The 16,314-nt window shown below is 74.2% G+C and carries 15 protein-coding genes; all 15 read left to right on the top strand.

Annotated features, from left to right (window positions below):
- Position 1: 1 nt before the first annotated feature.
- A complete protein-coding gene (locus FE634_RS19935) occupies positions 2-1,267 on the top strand; it encodes an acyl-CoA dehydrogenase family protein (RefSeq protein ID WP_138876899.1) in 1,266 nt (421 codons plus the stop codon).
- Positions 1,264-2,355: a phosphotransferase family protein gene (locus tag FE634_RS19930; protein WP_138876898.1), complete on the top strand. Its 1,092-nt coding sequence runs from the start codon at positions 1,264-1,266 to the stop codon at positions 2,353-2,355. The genes FE634_RS19935 and FE634_RS19930 overlap by 4 nt, the downstream gene beginning before the upstream one ends.
- Positions 2,355-3,050, top strand: a complete 696-nt coding sequence (locus FE634_RS19925) for a histidine phosphatase family protein (RefSeq protein ID WP_138876897.1) — start codon at positions 2,355-2,357, stop codon at positions 3,048-3,050. Before FE634_RS19930 ends, FE634_RS19925 begins: the two co-directional genes overlap by 1 nt.
- A 154-nt stretch (positions 3,051-3,204) precedes the next feature.
- On the top strand, positions 3,205-4,116 hold the full coding sequence (locus FE634_RS19920) for an endonuclease/exonuclease/phosphatase family protein (RefSeq protein ID WP_138876896.1): 912 nt from the start codon (positions 3,205-3,207) through the stop codon (positions 4,114-4,116).
- 10 nt (positions 4,117-4,126) lie between these two features.
- Positions 4,127-5,206, top strand: a complete 1,080-nt coding sequence (locus FE634_RS19915) for a VanZ family protein (protein WP_138876895.1) — start codon at positions 4,127-4,129, stop codon at positions 5,204-5,206.
- Complete coding sequence (locus tag FE634_RS19910; RefSeq protein WP_138876894.1) at positions 5,203-5,631, top strand: DoxX family protein; 429 nt, start codon at positions 5,203-5,205, stop codon at positions 5,629-5,631. The genes FE634_RS19915 and FE634_RS19910 overlap by 4 nt, the downstream gene beginning before the upstream one ends.
- Before the next feature lie 9 nt (positions 5,632-5,640).
- Positions 5,641-6,501 (top strand): FkbM family methyltransferase, encoded by an 861-nt coding sequence (locus FE634_RS19905; protein WP_138876893.1) that lies wholly within the window; start codon positions 5,641-5,643, stop codon positions 6,499-6,501.
- A 45-nt stretch (positions 6,502-6,546) separates the two neighbouring features.
- Positions 6,547-7,161, top strand: coding sequence for a TetR/AcrR family transcriptional regulator (locus FE634_RS19900; RefSeq protein ID WP_316043820.1), 615 nt, complete (start codon positions 6,547-6,549; stop codon positions 7,159-7,161).
- On the top strand, positions 7,158-7,958 hold the full coding sequence (locus tag FE634_RS19895) for a TIGR03084 family metal-binding protein (RefSeq protein ID WP_138876892.1): 801 nt from the start codon (positions 7,158-7,160) through the stop codon (positions 7,956-7,958). Before FE634_RS19900 ends, FE634_RS19895 begins: the two co-directional genes overlap by 4 nt.
- Positions 7,951-9,717 carry an acyclic terpene utilization AtuA family protein gene (locus FE634_RS19890; RefSeq protein WP_222847630.1) on the top strand — a complete coding sequence of 589 codons (1,767 nt, stop codon included), beginning with the start codon at positions 7,951-7,953 and terminating at the stop codon, positions 9,715-9,717. Before FE634_RS19895 ends, FE634_RS19890 begins: the two co-directional genes overlap by 8 nt.
- Before the next feature lie 67 nt (positions 9,718-9,784).
- On the top strand, positions 9,785-10,255 hold the full coding sequence (locus FE634_RS19885; RefSeq protein ID WP_222847629.1) for an SRPBCC family protein: 471 nt from the start codon (positions 9,785-9,787) through the stop codon (positions 10,253-10,255).
- Positions 10,252-11,844 carry an acyl-CoA carboxylase subunit beta gene (locus tag FE634_RS19880; protein ID WP_148240911.1) on the top strand — a complete coding sequence of 531 codons (1,593 nt, stop codon included), beginning with the start codon at positions 10,252-10,254 and terminating at the stop codon, positions 11,842-11,844. Before FE634_RS19885 ends, FE634_RS19880 begins: the two co-directional genes overlap by 4 nt.
- Positions 11,845-11,849: 5 nt before the next feature.
- Positions 11,850-13,796: an ATP-binding protein gene (locus FE634_RS19875; RefSeq protein WP_138876891.1), complete on the top strand. Its 1,947-nt coding sequence runs from the start codon at positions 11,850-11,852 to the stop codon at positions 13,794-13,796.
- Positions 13,793-14,965 (top strand): acyl-CoA dehydrogenase family protein, encoded by a 1,173-nt coding sequence (locus FE634_RS19870; protein WP_137295201.1) that lies wholly within the window; start codon positions 13,793-13,795, stop codon positions 14,963-14,965. The genes FE634_RS19875 and FE634_RS19870 overlap by 4 nt, the downstream gene beginning before the upstream one ends.
- Positions 14,966-15,152: 187 nt before the next feature.
- On the top strand, positions 15,153-16,268 hold the full coding sequence (locus FE634_RS19865) for a YihY/virulence factor BrkB family protein (protein ID WP_187366765.1): 1,116 nt from the start codon (positions 15,153-15,155) through the stop codon (positions 16,266-16,268).
- The last annotated feature ends 46 nt before the right edge of the window (positions 16,269-16,314 follow it).

The following is a 16,314-nucleotide window of genomic DNA, read 5'->3' as shown; positions in this document are numbered from 1 at the left end:
CGTGGACTTCGCCCCCTCGCCCCGTGCCGCCGACCTCACCGAGCGCGTCCGCGCGTTCCTCGTCGAGGAGGTGGAGCCGGTCGAGGCCGACTACCACCGCGAGCTCGCCGCCCGGCGCCTCGACCCGTCGCTGGGCAGCCCGTGGGAGCCCCTGCCGGTGCTGGAGGAGCTGAAGGCGAAGGCCCGCGCGCGCGGGCTGTGGAACCTCTTCCTGCCCCGCGAGCACGCCGGCGAGTACGCCGCCCGGTTCGGCACCGACGGCGGCGAGGGCCTCAGCAACGTCGACTACGCGCCGATCGCCGAGCTCACCGGCCGCTCGGCGATCGCGCCGGTCGTCCTCAACTGCAACGCCCCCGACACCGGCAACATGGAGGTGCTGCTGCGCTACGGCACCGACGCGCAGCGGGCTGAGTGGCTCGAGCCGCTGCTCGAGGGCCGGATCCGCTCGGCGTTCACGATGACCGAGCCGGGCGTGGCCTCCTCCGACGCCACCACGATGGAGGCCACCGCCGTCGTCGACGGCGACGAGGTCGTCATCAACGGCCGCAAGTGGTGGTCGACCGGGGTCGGGCACCCCGACTGCCGGATCCTCGTCTTCATGGGCCTCACCGACCCCGACGCCGACCGGCACCACCGGCACTCGATGGTGCTCGTCCCGCGCGACACCCCCGGCGTCCGGGTGGAGCGGATGCTGTCGACGATGGGCTTCCACGACGAGCCGTTCGGCCACGGCGAGGTCTCCTTCACCGACGTCCGGGTGCCGCTGGCCAACATCGTCGGCGGGCCGGGCGAGGCGTTCTCGATCGCCCAGGGCCGCCTCGGGCCCGGCCGCGTGCACCACTGCATGCGCCTGATCGGGCTGGCCGAGCGCGCGCTCGAGCTGGCCTGCCGCCGCTCGCTGGAGCGGACGGCGTTCGGCAAGCCGCTGGCGAACCTCGGCGGCAACCGCGAGCGGATCGCCGAGGCCCGCATCGCCATCGACTCGACGCGCCTGCTCGTGCTCCACGCCGCGTGGAAGCTCGACCGGGGCGGGCCGCTCGAGGCGCTCAGCGAGGTCGCCCAGATCAAGGTGGCCGCCCCCCGGATGGCGCAGGAGGTCATCGACATGGCGATCCAGCTGCACGGCGGCGGCGGGCTCTCCGACGACCACCCGCTGGCCGGGGCCTGGACGACGGCCCGCTCGCTGCGCCTGGCCGACGGGCCCGACGAGGTGCACCGCGGCGTCGTCGCGCGCCTCGAGCTCGGCAAGCACGGGGCCAGCCGGTGACCCCGCCCCCCGACCCGCAGCGGGTCGAGGGCAACCCGGCGCGGCCGGTCCGCGACGAGGACGCCTTCGACGTCGACGCGGTGGCGGCGTGGATCGGGCGTGGCCCGATCGTCGAGGTGCGCCAGTTCGCCGGCGGCGCCTCCAACCTCACCTACCTTCTGCGCTACGACGACGCGGCCGGGGCCGACCTGATCCTGCGCCGACCGCCCGCCGGGTCGAAGGCCCGCGGCGCGCACGACATGGGCCGCGAGCACGACGTCCAGCAGGCGCTGGCGCCGGTCTTCCCGTTCGTGCCCACGATGGTCGGGCTCTGCACCGACGCCTCCGTGATCGGCTCGGAGTTCTACGTCATGGAGAAGGTCGACGGCCTCATCCCGCGCAAGGACTTCCAGGTCGAGGTGAGCCCCGCCGCCGCCTCGGCGCTGTGCAGCGACGCCCTCGACGTGCTGGTCGCGCTGCACGCCGTCGACGTCGCCGCCGTCCCGACGCTGGCCGCGCTCGGCCGGGGCGACGGCTACGTCGCCCGCCAGGTCGGCGGCTGGACGCGGCGCTTCGCCGACGCCCGCACCGACGACACCGGTGACTGGGGCGCCGTCGTGGCCTGGCTCGACGAGCGCCAGCCGCGCGACGTCGGGCAGGTCCTGGTCCACAACGACTTCCGCCTCGACAACCTCGTGCTCGACCAGGACTCGCTGGCCGTCGTCGGCGTCCTCGACTGGGAGATGGCCACCGTCGGCGACCCGCTGATGGACCTCGGCGGCGCGCTCGCCTACTGGGTGCAGGCCGACGACGACGAGGTCTTCCAGATGTTCCGCCGCCAGCCCACCGCCGCCCCCGGCATGTGGACGCGCGCCGAGGTCGTCGCCGCGTACGCCGAGCGCACCGGCCGCGACGTCGACCCCGAGCGGTGGCGCTTCTACGAGGTCTTCGGCCTGTTCCGGCTCGCCGTCATCATCCAGCAGATCTGGTACCGCTACGTGCACCGGCAGACGACCAACGAGGCCTTCGCCCACCTCGGCGGCGCCGTCGCCTACCTCGAGGGACGCTGCCGGGCGCTGGTCGGCCCGGGGCCGGGTGGGGCGGCCTGATGGGCGTCGTCCTGCTGGTGCGGCACGGGCAGGCGTCGTTCGGCACCGACGACTACGACGTCCTGTCCGAGAACGGGTGGGAGCAGGGACGCCGGCTCGGCGGCTGGTTCGCCGAGCACGAGGCGACGCCGACCGCGCTGGTGCGCGGCGACATGCGGCGCCACCGCGAGACGCTCGAGGCGATGGGGGAGCGGGCCGGCTGGTCGGCCGCCGACGTCGTCGAGGACCCCGCCTGGAACGAGTTCGACCACCTCGCCGTGATCGCCGGCTTCGTCGCCGCCCCGGGTGAGTCCGGTCCAGCCGACGTCGGGGGCGACGTCCGGCACGACCGCCGGGCCTTCCAGCGGCTGTTCGAGAGGGCGACCGAGCGCTGGGCGGCCGGCGACGGCAGCTACGAGGAGACCTACCCCGGCTTCGTGGGCCGGGTGCGCGGCGCGCTCGACCGCGCCGCGGCGGCGTCCGGCTCCGGTCGGACGACGGTGGTGGTCACCTCCGGTGGCGCGATCGCCGTCGTCTGCGCCGCCCTGGTCGACCCCGACGCCGACCCCGCCACGTCCGCGCGCCTGTGGCAGCGGTTCAACACCGTCACCGTCAACACCTCGATCACCCGCGTCGTCGTCGGCTCCGGCGGCCCCCGCCTCCTCACCTTCAACGAGCACCCCCACCTCGCCGGCCCCCTCCTGACCTACCGCTGAGGTCCCGGGTCGGGGTGGGTCGGACCGGCGGGATTTCCCCGGTCGACCGGGGAAACCTGAACTTGTCGGCCGGGATATCGGCCCCCAAGTTCAGACTTCCCCGGTCGACCGGGGAAATCCCGGCCGTCGGCGACCCGGGACGTAGGTTGCACGGGTGGGCGGACGACGGGGCGGGGCGCGGCGCAGGCTGGCGTGCGTCGTGGCGTGCCTCGTGACGGCGGCGCCGCTGCTGGCCGCGTGCGACGGCGGCGGGGACGGGGACGGGCCGCCCGCCGGCGGGGCGACGTCACCGGCGGCGGGCCCGGACGCCGCGGACCTGCCGCGGCGCCGGCTGCTCACGGTGGCGACGTTCAACGTGCTGGGGGCCAGCCACACCTCGCCGGGCGGCGGCGCGGCCGAGTACTACCCGCCGGCGGCGGAGCGGATCGGCGGGACGATGCGGAGGATCCGGACCTACCGGCCCGACGTCCTCGGCCTGCAGGAGCTGCAGGCGCGGCAGTCCGCGGTGCTGCGGCGGCGCCTGGGCGACCGGTTCGGCTACTTCGGCGACCTCGACAACGCGGTGGTGTGGCGGCGGGCGAGGCTCGCGGTGCTGGAGCGGACGACGCTCACCATCCCCTACTTCTACGACAACCTGCGCGAGATGCCGGTCGTGGTGCTGCGGGTGCGCTCGACCGGCGACGTCGTCACCGTGGTCAACGTGCACAACCCCGCCGACGTGCGCGGCGAGGTCGGCGACAACCGGGCCGAGGCGGTGGCCCGGGAGCGGGCCTTCGTCGAGGCCGAGCGCGCGAAGGGTCGCGCGGTGCTGCTCCTCGGCGACCTGAACGCCGAGGAGGAGGCCTTCTGCGCACTCACCGAGGGCGGCGTCCTGGTCGCGGCCAACGGAGGGTCGCACCGGAGCGGGACCTGCCGCCCGCCCGACGACGCCGCGATCGACTGGATCCTGGGCGCCGGCGTCGAGTTCAACGGCTTCCACTCCGACGCCTCGGCCCGCGAGGAGAAGGTCTCCGACCACCCGTTCGTGGTCGCGACCGTGGCGCGGCTGCGGCCCGGGCGCGACTAGGGTTCGGCCGGTGGGGGACCAGGCGACCAACGCGCTCGTGGCGATCGTGCTGGGGTCGGTGGTGGCGGTCGTGCTGCTGGTGCCGACGGCGGCCTACCAGTACCGGCTCGACGGCCGGCTGCAGGCCAAGGACCTCGCGGTCCTGCTGTCCGGTGCGGTCTACGGGCTCTCGCTGTGGACCTACACCCTGCTGCCGATGCCGGCCCCCGACAGCTACCGGTGCCGGGGCCGCCAGCTCGAGCCGTTCGGGTCGATCAGCCGGATCTGGACCGACGTCGGCGCCCCGGACCACACCTTCCAGGTCGGGCAGGTCGCGCTCAACGTGCTGCTCTTCGTGCCGCTGGGCTACTACCTGCGCGTCATCGTGCGGCGCGGCGTGGTGACCGCGGCCCTGGTCGGCCTCGCCACCTCGCTGCTCATCGAGCTCACCCAGACCACCGGCGTCTGGAACCTCTACGACTGCCCCTACCGGCTCCTCGACGTCGACGACCTCCTCGTCAACACCGTCGGCGCGGTGGGCGGCTCGCTGCTCTCCTTCGTCGTGCTCGACCGTCGCGACGACACCACCCCGCCGCTGCCGAGCACGGTCAGCCTCGGTCGCCGGCTGGTCGGCCTCGCCAGCGACGTCATCTTCTCGGTGCTGCTCGGCGGCGCGGCCGCGGCCGTGTACCGCGGCCTCACCGAGCACGGGCCCGGTGACCACGACGCCGCGGTCCGCACCGCGGTGCTGGTCGGCGTCCCGTACGTCGTCCAGGCGGTCTCGGTGCTCGCGGTGGGCCGCACGGTCGGCGAGCACGTGGTCGCGGTCCGGGCGGTGCCCCGGGCGGGCGGTGCGGCGCGGTCGCCGTACCCGCGGCGGCTGGTCAAGCTCGCGGCCGGCGCCACCCCGGGGTTCGCGCTGGTGGCGGTGGCGGTGGCCGGCGCCGGGTGGGTCGCCACCGCGGCCCTCGTCGGGCTCGGCCTGCTCACGGTGGCCCACGTCGTCGTCGCCGGGCGCACCGAGCAGCACCGCGGGCTGAGCCACGTCGTCGCCGGGCTCGACCTGCGGATCGCCACCGAGGAGCGGCTCGAGCGGGAGGTGCACCGGTGAGCCCCGTCCGGACGGCGGCCCGGGTGCTGCTCGCGGCCGTCCTGCTGGTCGCGGGGGTCGCGCACTTCGCGATCGCCGCGGAGTTCCTCGGCCAGGTGCCGACGTTCCTGCCGCTGCGCGAGGAGATCGTGCTCGTCTCGGGCGTGGTCGAGCTGGTGCTGGGCGCGGCGCTGCTGCTCCCGGCCGGCCGGCACGACGACCGGCGCGCGGTCCTCGGGGTCGTGGTCGCGGTGTTCTTCGTCGCGGTCTTCCCCGGCAACGTGTGGCAGGCGGTCGACGGCTCACCCTCCTTCGGCCTCGACACGGCCACCGCCCGGGTGGTGCGGCTGCTCTTCCAGCCGCTGCTCGTGGTCTGGGCGCTGTGGTGCACCGGCGGCTGGGAGTGGCTCCACCGCGCGGCCGGGCGGCTGCGGCCACACCCTTAGGGTGGCCGCATGGATCAGGACATCGCGACCTGGACGCCGCAGCGCGTCGACGACGACGCCTGGCTGCTCGTCCGGCCCGGCGCCCGGCGTCGGGTGCGCCAGCTCGGGCCGCCGGAGGTGGAGGCGAGCATCGTCTACCAGCCGCGCTCGGCGCGCACCCGCCAGGGCCGCTTCGAGCGTGCGGTCGCCGACTTCCTCGGCCGCGAGCACTCGGCGTGGCTGCTGCGGGCCGTCGGCGCGAACGTCGTCCTCGACGTCGGGGGCAACAAGGGCCAGTACGCCAAGAGCCTGCGCCGCAACGGCTACACCGGCCGGATCGTCAGCTTCGAGCCGGTCGCGCACCTGGTGGAGCGGCTCCGCGAGCTCTCGGCCGACGACCCCGACTGGCGCATCGTCGACTGCGCGCTCGGCGACGAGGACGGCACCGCGGAGATCAACATGACCCCGGGTCCGCTGAGCTCGCTGCTGCCGGCCAGCGAGTTCGGCCGCGACTGGGCCGAGAACCTGTCGAGGACGACCGTCGAGGAGATCCGGATCCGGCGGCTCGCCGACCTCTGGGACGACGTCATGGCCGGCCTCGACGACCCGCGCCCGTTCCTCAAGATGGACACCCAGGGCTACGACCTGGAGACCTTCCGCGGCGCCGGGGACAAGGTGCAGCAGCTGCTCGGGCTCCAGTCGGAGGTCGCGATGGTGCCGATCTACGACGGCATGCCCCGCCTGGCCGAGATGCTCGACATCTACGAGGCCGCGGGCTTCCAGACCACCGGGATGTTCCCGGTCAACCGCGACCGCACGACGCTGCGCGCCATCGAGTTCGACCTGATGATGGTCGGTCCGGCCTACGAGCCCGAGGTCGACCCCAGTTAAAGTCAGGGTTGACTGTTTGTTCGTCGGTGCGGCATCGTCGTCGACGTGCCGACCACGACACCGCAGCGCGTGCCCCAGGAGGAGCGGTCCCGCGCGATGCGTGCGCGGCTGCTGGAGGCCACCGTCGAGTGCCTCGTCGAGCGCGGCTTCGCCGGCACCTCGACCACCCTGGTCTCCGAGCGGGCCGGCGTCAGCCGCGGCGCGCAGCTGCACCACTTCCCGACCAAGAACGACCTGGTCGTCGCCGCCGTCGAGCACCTGACCGTCGTCCGGGGTGCCGAGCTCGCGGCCGCCGCGAGCCGGCTGCCGACCGGCGTCCGCCGCACCCGTGCGGTGCTGCAGGTGCTCGGCGACCACTTCGCCTCGCCCGTCTTCTTCGCCGCCCTCGAGCTGTGGGTGGCCGCCCGCACCGACGAGGCGCTGCTCGCCGCCGTGGCGCCGCTCGAGCAGCGGGTCGGCCGTGAGGCGCACCGGCTCGTCGTCGAGGCGCTCGGCGCCGACGAGTCGCAGCCCGGCGTCCGCGAGCTGGTGCAGGCGACCCTCGACCTGGTGCGCGGCCTCGGCCTGGCCACCACCATCAGCGACGACGCCCGGCGCCGCGGCCGGATCCTCGACGAGTGGGCCGCCGTCCTCGACGCCCGGCTGGAGGAGCACCGATGACCCTGCTCGACGACCTGCTGGCCGACCTGGCGGCCGAGGGCGACCGGCTGCGCGCCCTCGTCGCCGGCCTCGACGCGGCCGGGTGGGCCACCGCCACCCCCGCGCCCGGCTGGAGCGTCGCCGCCCAGGTCGCGCACCTGCTCTGGACCGACGAGGCGGCCACCCTGGCCGCCCGCGCCCACGACGACCAGGGGCCCTGGGACGCGCTGGTGCTCGCCGCGGTCGAGGACCCCACCGGCTTCGTCGACGCCGCCGCGCTCGAGCTCGCCGCCCTGCCGCCGGAGGAGCTGCTCGCCCGCTGGGACGGCGCCCGCGCCGGGCTGGCCGCGGCGCTGCGGGCCGTGCCCGACGGTGTGCGGATGCCGTGGTTCGGGCCGCCGATGGCGCCGGCGTCGATGGTCACCGCCCGGTTCATGGAGACCTGGGCGCACGCCCTCGACGTCCACGACGCCCTCGGTGTCGCGCCCGAGGTCACCGACCGCATCCGGCACGTCGCCCACCTCGGCGTGCGCACCCGCGGCTTCGCCTTCGCCGCCCACGGGGTCGACGTCCCCGACGCCGACGTGCGGGTCGAGCTGGTCGCCCCGAGCGGCGGGACCTGGACCTGGGGACCCGACGACGCCCCCGAGCGGGTGACCGGACCCGCGCACGACTTCTGCCGCCTCGTGACCCAGCGGGTGCACCGCGCCGACACCGACCTCGTCGCGGTCGGGCCGGGCGCCGACGCCTGGCTCGACGTCGCGCAGTGCTTCGCCGGTCCGCCCGGCGCCGGCCGGGACGCGGTGACCCGTGCCTGACGACGCCGCCCGCCGGCCGCTGCGGATCGGCAGCTGCTCGGGCTTCTACGGCGACCGGCTCTCCGCGATGCGCGAGATGCTCGAGGGCTCCGCCGACGGGCAGGGCCTCGACGTCCTCACCGGCGACTACCTCGCCGAGCTCACCATGCTGATCCTCGGCAAGGACACGATGAGGGACCCGCGGCTCGGCTACGCGCGCACCTTCGTGCGCCAGGTCGAGGACTGCCTCGGCCTCGCGCTCGAGCGTGGCGTCCGGATCGTCAGCAACGCCGGCGGGCTCAACCCGGCCGGTCTGGCCGACGCGCTCCGCGAGGTCGCCCGCGGGCTCGGCCTCGACCCCGTCGTCGCCCACGTCGAGGGCGACGACCTGCGCCCGCGCGCCGGCGAGCTCGGCCTCGCCGGCGCGCTCACCGCCAACGCCTACCTGGGCGGGTTCGGCATCGCCGCCGCCCTGCGCGCCGGTGCCGACGTCGTCGTCACCGGCCGGGTCACCGACGCCTCGCTCGTCGTCGGACCGGCCGTGGCCCACCACGGCTGGACGCCGACGTCCTACGACGAGCTGGCCGGCGCCGTCGTGGCCGGGCACGTCCTGGAGTGCGGCACCCAGGCCACCGGCGGCAACTTCTCCGGCTTCCTGAGCCTCCCGGCCGGGTCGCTCGACCGGCCGCTCGGCTTCCCGCTCGCCGAGGTGGCGGCCGACGGGTCGTGCGTGGTGACCAAGCACGACGGCACCGGCGGCGCGGTCACCGTCGACACCGTCACCGCCCAGCTGGTCTACGAGATCCAGTCGGCGCACTACCTCGGGCCCGACGTGACCACCCGGCTCGACACCGTGCGGCTCGAGCAGGTCGGCCCCGACCGGGTCGCCGTCACCGGGGTGCGCGGCGTGGCCCCGCCGGCGCGGCTCAAGGTCTGCGTCAACACCCTCGGCGGCTACCGCAACACGATGGAGCTGGTGCTCACCGGCCTCGACGTCGAGGCCAAGGCCGACTGGGTCCGCGCCCAGCTCGACGCGGTGCTGACGGCGTCCTCGGTGACCTGGACCCGCACCGCGCTGCCCGCCGCCGACGCCGACACCGAGGAGGGCGCCTCCTGCCTGCTGCGGTGCACCGTCAAGGACGCCGACGCCGCACCGGTGGGCAAGGCGTTCACGGGTCCGCTCGTCGAGCTCGCCCTCGGCTCCTACCCCGGCTTCACGTTGACCTCGCCGCCCGGCCCGCCCACGCCGTACGGCGTCTACCGGCCGGCGCTCGTCGACCGGGCCGCCGTCGAGCACACCGTCGTCCACGCCGACGGACGCCGCGAGGTCGTGCCCGACCCGCCCGGGCCGCTCGACCCCGACCCGGACGCCGACCACGTCGGACGCCGTCCCTCGCCGTACCCGGCGCCGATCGACACGATCACCCGCCGGGTGCCGCTCGGCACGTTCGTGCACGCCCGCTCCGGCGACAAGGGCGGCGACGCCAACCTCGGCCTGTGGGTCGCGCACGACGGCTCGCCGGCCCGCGCCGACCGCGTCACCTGGCTGACCAAGCTCATCACCCCGCGCCGGGTCCGCGAGCTCGTGCCCGAGGCGGCCGCGCTGCCCGACGACGCCATCGACGTCTACGTGCTCCCGCACCTCGGCGCGGTCAACGTCGTGCTCCGGGGCCTCCTCGGCGAGGGCGTCGCCGCCTCCACCCGCTTCGACCCCCAGGCCAAGGGCCTCGGCGAGTGGGTCCGGTCGCGCCACGTCCAGGTCCAGGAGGGACTGCTGTGACCCTCCCGCCCACCCCGCGCCGACCCGGCGCGGTCAGCGCCCCCCACCGCCGACGACAGGACCCGCAATGCCGCTGATGAAGCCGATGGGCCAGGAGGTGAGCCTCCACGTCGACGCCCCTGTCGCCGCGGTGTGGGCCCTGGTGAGCGACGTGACCCGGATCGGGGAGTTCTCGCCGGAGACCTTCGAGGCCCGGTGGACCAAGGGGTCGACCGGGCCCGAGGTCGGGGCGACCTTCGCCGGACACGTCAAGCGCAACGGCGTCGGCCCGACGTACTGGTCACCGTGCCGGGTGACGGTGTGCGAGCCGGAGCGGGTCTTCGAGTTCTCCGTCGGCACCGACGCGGTCTCGGTGAACAACTGGGGCTACCGCCTCGACCCCGAGGACGGCGGCACCCGGGTCACGGAGTACTTCCGCCTCCAGCCGGCGCTCGCGATGCGCGTGTACTGGCTGCTGCTCGGGCGGTTGCGCGGGCGCACCAACGTCAACGGCATGCGCACCACGCTGGAGCGGATGAGGGCGGTGCTGGAGGCATGACGACCACGCAGGGTCCCACCCACCGCGAGGCGATGCTCGAGAAGCTCGCCGACCTCGACACCGAGCACGCCAAGGCGGTCGCCGGCGGCGGCGAGCGCAGCGTCCAGCGCCACCACGAGCGCGGCAAGCTGATGCCCCGCGAGCGGATCGAGCTGCTCGTCGACGAGGGCTCGGCCTTCCTCGAGCTGTCGCCGCTGGCCGGCTGGGGCTCCGACTTCACCGTCGGTGCCAGCGTCGTCACCGGCATCGGCGTCATCGAGGGTGTCGAGTGCATGATCACCGCCAACGACCCGTCGGTGAAGGGCGGCGCGAGCAACCCGTGGACGACGAGGAAGGTGTTCCGCGCCGCGCAGATCGCCGAGGAGAACGGCCTCCCGACGGTCTCGCTGGTCGAGTCCGGAGGCGCCGACCTGCCGACGCAGAAGGAGATCTTCATCCCCGGCGGCAAGCTGTTCCGCGACCTCACCCGCGCCAGCGCCCGCAAGGAGCCGACGATCGCGCTCGTCTTCGGCAACTCGACCGCCGGCGGCGCCTACGTGCCCGGGATGAGCGACCACACGGTGATGGTGAGGGGGCGCGCGAAGGTCTTCCTCGGCGGCCCGCCGCTGGTGCGGATGGCGACCGGCGAGGAGTCCGACGACGAGTCGCTCGGCGGCGCGGAGATGCACGCCCGCACCTCCGGCCTGGCCGACCACCTCGCCGAGGACGAGCGCGACGCCATCCGGATCGGACGACGGATCGTGGCCCGGCTCAACTGGCGCAAGGCCACCGCGCCCCCGGCGCCCGGCTCGTACGCCGAGCCCGACGCCGACCCCGACGGGCTGCTCGACCTCATCCCCGGCGACCTCAAGGAGCCCTTCGACCCGCGCGAGGTCATCGCCTGCGTGGTCGACGGCGTCTCCCGCGGCAACGCGGCGGCCTTCGACGAGTTCAAGCCGCTCTACGGCACCTCGCTCGTCACCGGCTGGGCGCGCCTGCACGGCCGTCCGGTCGGGATCCTCGCCAACGCCCGGGGCGTGCTCTTCAGCGAGGAGGCCCAGAAGGCCGCGCAGTTCGTGCAGCTGGCCAACCAGAGCGACACGCCCCTGCTGTTCCTGCACAACACGACCGGCTACATGGTCGGCGCGGAGTACGAGCAGGGCGGGATCATCAAGCACGGCGCGATGATGATCAACGCGATCAGCAACTCCACCGTCCCGCACCTGACCGTGGTGATGGGCGCCTCCTACGGGGCCGGCAACTACGGCATGAACGGCCGCGCCTTCGACCCGCGGTTCCTCTTCACCTGGCCGAGCGCGAAGTCGGCGGTGATGGGCCCGGCCCAGCTGGCCGGCGTCCTGGAGATCGTGGCGCGCACCTCGGCGGAGTCGAGGGGCGAGACCTTCGACGCCGACGGCTTCGCCGGCGTCAAGGCGATGGTCGAGGCCCAGATCGAGGAGCAGTCGCTGCCGCACTTCCTGTCCGGGATGCTCTACGACGACGGCGTCATCGACCCCCGCGACACCCGCACCGTCCTGGGCATCTGCCTCTCCGTCATCGAGAACAAGCCGTACGCGGGCACCGACCGCTTCGGCGTCTTCAGGATGTGAGCGCGATGATCACCCGCCTGCTCGTCGCCAACCGGGCCGAGATCGCCAGCCGCGTCTTCCGCACCTGCCGCCGGCTCGGCATCGAGACCGTCGCCCTCCACTCCGACGCCGACGCCGACCTGCCCTACGTGCGCGAGGCCGACCACGTCGTCCGGCTGCCGGGCACGAGCCCGGCCGAGACCTACCTGCGCGCCGACCTGGTGATCGAGGCGGCCAAGCGGGCCGGGGCGGACGCCGTCCACCCGGGCTACGGGTTCCTCTCGGAGAACGCCGACCTCGCGCGCGCCGTCGCGGCGGTGGGGCTCACGTGGGTCGGCCCGTCGCCGGAGTCGATGGAGCAGATGGGCTCCAAGATCCGGGCCAAGCAGATCATGGCCGCGGCCGGCGTCCCGGTGCTCGAGGCGCCGGCGGAGCCGACCGAGGCGGACCTGCCGCTGCTGGTGAAGGCCAGCGCCGGCGGCGGGGGACGCGGCATGCGCGTCGTCCGGTCGCTGGCGTCGCTGGCCGCCGAGGTCGAGCAGGCCCGCGCCGAGGCGGAGTCGGCCTTCGGCGACGGCACCGTCTTCGTCGAGCCCTACGTCGAGCGCGGGCGCCACGTGGAGGTGCAGGTGCTCGGCACCGACGACGGCGTCATCGTGCTCGGCGAGCGCGACTGCTCGTTGCAGCGGCGCCACCAGAAGGTCGTGGAGGAGGCGCCGGCCCCGGGGCTCTCCGACGCCACCCGCGAGGCGCTGCACGCCGCCGGCCGGGCCGCGGCCGCCGCGATCGACTACCTCGGGGCCGGCACCGTGGAGTTCCTCTACGACGACGAGAAGGACATCTTCTGGTTCCTCGAGATGAACACCCGCCTGCAGGTCGAGCACCCCGTCACCGAGATGGTGCACGGCGTCGACCTGGTCGAGCTCCAGCTCCTGGTCGCCGAGGGCCGCGTCGTGCACCACCACGCACCCGGTCTCGACGAGTCGGCACCGGTCGGTCACGCGATCGAGGCCCGGCTCTACGCCGAGGACCCCGCCGCCGGCTACCAACCGCAGAGCGGCCGGCTCACGACGTTCGAGGTGCCGACCGACGGCGGCGTGCGCGTCGACGCCGGCTTCGAGTCGGGCAGCGAGGTCTCCACGCACTACGACGCGATGCTGGCCAAGGTCGTGGCCCACGCGGCGACCCGCGAGCAGGCCGCCCGCAAGCTCGCCTCGGCGCTGGCCCGGGCCCGCATCCACGGGCTGACCACCAACCGCGACCAGCTGGTCGCCGTCCTGCGCGACGAGGCGTTCCTCGCCGGTGAGGTCAGCACCGCCTTCCTCGACGAGCACCCGCTCGCCGTGGGCCTGGTCGGCGACGCCGGCGCCCCGGTCGCGGCCGCGGTCGCCCTGGCCGAGCGGGCCCGGCTCGCCCGCGTCGTCCAGCACGGCGTGCCGGTCGGGTGGCGCAACGTCGTCAGCCAGCCGCAGCGCACGACCTTCGCCGCCGCGCCCGGTGCGGACCACCCCGGGGAGCAGGTCGTCGAGTGGTACGGCGGCCGCGACGGCTACCGCGTCGACGGCTTCGTCGTCGTGGCGGCCGGCCCGGACGCCGTGGTGCTCGAGACCGACGGCGTGCGGAGGACCTACGCCGTCGCGGTGTCCGGGGCGGGAGCGGTCGACGTCGACGGCCCCGGCGGCCACACCCGGCTGCACGTCGTCCCCTGGTTCGTCGACCCCGCCGACGCGGTGGCCAGCGGGAGCCTGCTGGCACCGATGCCGGGCACCGTCGTCCGGGTCGCCGTCGAGGCCGGCCAGCAGGTGGGGGCCGGCGACGCCGTCCTGGTCCTCGAGGCGATGAAGATGCAGCACACCGTGAAGGCGCCCACCAGCGGCACCGTCACGGAGGTCAACGTCGAGGCCGGTGCGCAGGTCGCCGCCGGTGAGGTTCTCGCCGTCGTGGAGACGGCGTCGGAAGGAGATGGGTCATGAGCACCGGTCAGGTCGGCTTCACCGAGTCCGAGGAGCGCCAGGAGCTGCGCAAGCAGGTCGCCAAGCTGGCCGGCGGCTACGGCCGCGAGTGGTTCACCGAGAAGGCCCGGTCGGGGGAGAAGACGACCGAGCTGTGGCTCGAGATCGGCCGGAACGGCTACCTCGGCATCAACATCCCCGAGGAGCACGGCGGCGGGGGCGGCGGCATCGGCGACATCGCGGCCGTGTGCGAGGAGCTCGCCGCGCAGGGCTGCCCGCTGCTGCTCATGGTCGTCAGCCCCGCGATCTGCGGCACCGTGATCGCCCGCTACGGCACCGAGGAGCAGAAGCGGCGGTGGCTGCCCGGGCTGTGCGACGGCACCGGCACGATGGCCTTCGCCATCACCGAGCCGGACGCCGGCACCAACACCCACAACATCACCACGACCGCGCGCCGCGACGGCGACGGGTGGGTGCTGAAGGGGCAGAAGATCTGGATCTCCGGCGTCGACGAGGCCGACAACGTGCTGGTCGTCGCCCGCACCGAGGACGCGCGGACCGGCAAGCTCAAGCCGTGCCTGTTCGTCGTCCCGACCGACGCCGAGGGCCTCGAGCACACGCCGATCCCGATGGAGATCGTCAGCCCCGAGCGGCAGTTCCAGGTCTTCCTCGACGACGTCCGCCTCCCCGCCGACGCGCTCGTCGGCGACGAGAACGGCGGGCTGGTGCAGCTCTTCGCCGGGCTCAACCCCGAGCGGATCATGGCGGCGTCGTTCAGCACCGGCCTGGCCCGCTACGCCCTGGACCGGGCGACGGCCTACGCCAAGGAGCGCACCGTCTTCCAGACCCCGATCGGTGCCCACCAGGCCGTCGCGCACCCGCTCGCGCAGAGCCACATCGAGATCGAGATGGCCCGGCTGATGACCCAGAAGGCCGCCGCCCTCTACGACGCCGGCGACGAGATGGCCGCCGGCGAGGCTGCCAACATGGCCAAGTACGCCGCCGCCGAGGCCGCCTGCGACGCCGTCGACCGCGCGGTGCAGACCCACGGCGGCTACGGCATCAGCCAGGAGTACGGCATGGCCGGCCTCCTCGTCGCGACCCGCGCCGGGCGCATCGCCCCGGTCAGCCGCGAGATGATCCTCAACTTCGTCGCCATGCACTCGCTGGGGCTGCCGAAGAGCTACTGACCCCGCCCCGAGCTGGCCTGAGCCGTGCAATTGCCGACGTGTGGCCAGTCGGCGCCGAGAAAGCTGCCCAAATCGCGGCAATTGCGCGGATCTGGCCACCCGCGCGACCGGCCACGGCCGAGGACCGGTAGGACCCGACGGCGTAGCGGGTCGTTCCGCGGGCGGCGCCGCCGGATAGGTTCTGGCCATGGGTGTCGTCGGCGGGGTGGACCGCACGCAGCGGCGCTTCACCGTCCTCGGCTTCCCGCTGGCGGTGATCTACAAGTTCTTCGACGACCAGGGCAACTACCTCGCCGCGACCGTCACCTACTACGCCTTCATCGCGACCTTCCCGCTGCTGCTGCTCGCCTCGTCGATCTTCGGCTTCTTCCTCCAGGGCAACCCGGAGCTCCAGGACCAGGTGCTGAACTCGGCGCTGCGGCAGTTCCCGATCGTCGGTGAGGAGCTCGGGCGGCCGCAGGGTCTCCAGGGGTCCACCGGCGCCGTCGTGGCCGGCGGGCTCGCCGCGCTCTACGGTGCGCTCGGGCTCGGGCAGGCGATCCAGAACCTGATGGCGACGGCGTGGGCCATCCCGCGCAACAGCCGCCCCAACCCGTTCCTGCTGCGGCTCAAGAGCCTGCTGCTGCTCCTGTTCGCCGGGATGGCGGTGCTCGGGATCTCGATCGCCTCGACCCTGGGCAGCAGCACCGAGGTGTTCGGCGACGGCATCAACGGCACCATCCGGGTGCTCATCCAGCTCGCAAACGTCGTGGTGGTCGGCCTCGTCCTCACCGGCCTGATGCGCTTCGCCTCCGCCCGCAGCCACTCGATCACGCGGGCCGCGCCGGGCGCGTTCACCGTGGCGCTGCTGTGGCAGCTGCTGCAGTACCTCGGCACGATCTACGTCACCAACGTGCTCACCGGGCCCAGCTCGCTCAACCAGACGTTCGGCTTCGTCCTCGGCCTGGTCGGCATCATCTACATCGCCTCGGTGATGGCCATCCTCGGCGTCGAGGTGAACGTCGTCCTGGCCCGCAAGCTGTGGCCGCGGGCGCTGCTGACCCCGTTCACCGACTCCGTCGACCTGACCGAGGCCGACCGCCGCGCCTACGCGATGTACGCGCAGATGCAGCGGCACAAGGGGTTCGAGACCGTCGTCGTCCGCTTCGACGGCCGCGACGGCGACACCCACGAGATCGTGCTGGAGCCCGAGAAGAAGGGTCCCGACCTGCGTGGCTCGGTGGACGCCGAGGTCGACCCCGACCCGCCGCCGACGGCGACCCTGGCCAAGCACCCCGGCGAGGGCGACCGGAGCGGTGGCTGAGCCACCACCCACCACGGCCCGTCGCGTCGCCGTCGGGGTTCCCCCG

Source organism: Nocardioides sp. S-1144, from assembly GCF_005954645.2.
In the GTDB taxonomy this organism is placed as follows: domain Bacteria; phylum Actinomycetota; class Actinomycetes; order Propionibacteriales; family Nocardioidaceae; genus Nocardioides; species Nocardioides dongxiaopingii.
This window is presented reverse-complemented; position numbering and strand designations above follow the sequence as displayed.

Excerpts from the sequence above, each read along its gene's own strand:
- FE634_RS19925 (WP_138876897.1), top strand. The coding sequence starts at position 2,355 with ATGGGCGTCGTCCTGCTGGTGCGGCACGGGCAGGCGTCGTTCGGCACC.
- FE634_RS19885 (WP_222847629.1), top strand. The coding sequence starts at position 9,785 with ATGCCGCTGATGAAGCCGATGGGCCAGGAGGTGAGCCTCCACGTCGAC.
- FE634_RS19870 (WP_137295201.1), top strand. The coding sequence starts at position 13,793 with ATGAGCACCGGTCAGGTCGGCTTCACCGAGTCCGAGGAGCGCCAGGAG.
- FE634_RS19865 (WP_187366765.1), top strand. The coding sequence starts at position 15,153 with ATGGGTGTCGTCGGCGGGGTGGACCGCACGCAGCGGCGCTTCACCGTC.
- FE634_RS19880 (WP_148240911.1), top strand. The coding sequence starts at position 10,252 with ATGACGACCACGCAGGGTCCCACCCACCGCGAGGCGATGCTCGAGAAG.
- FE634_RS19895 (WP_138876892.1), top strand. The coding sequence starts at position 7,158 with ATGACCCTGCTCGACGACCTGCTGGCCGACCTGGCGGCCGAGGGCGAC.
- FE634_RS19905 (WP_138876893.1), top strand. The coding sequence starts at position 5,641 with ATGGATCAGGACATCGCGACCTGGACGCCGCAGCGCGTCGACGACGAC.
- FE634_RS19875 (WP_138876891.1), top strand. The coding sequence starts at position 11,850 with ATGATCACCCGCCTGCTCGTCGCCAACCGGGCCGAGATCGCCAGCCGC.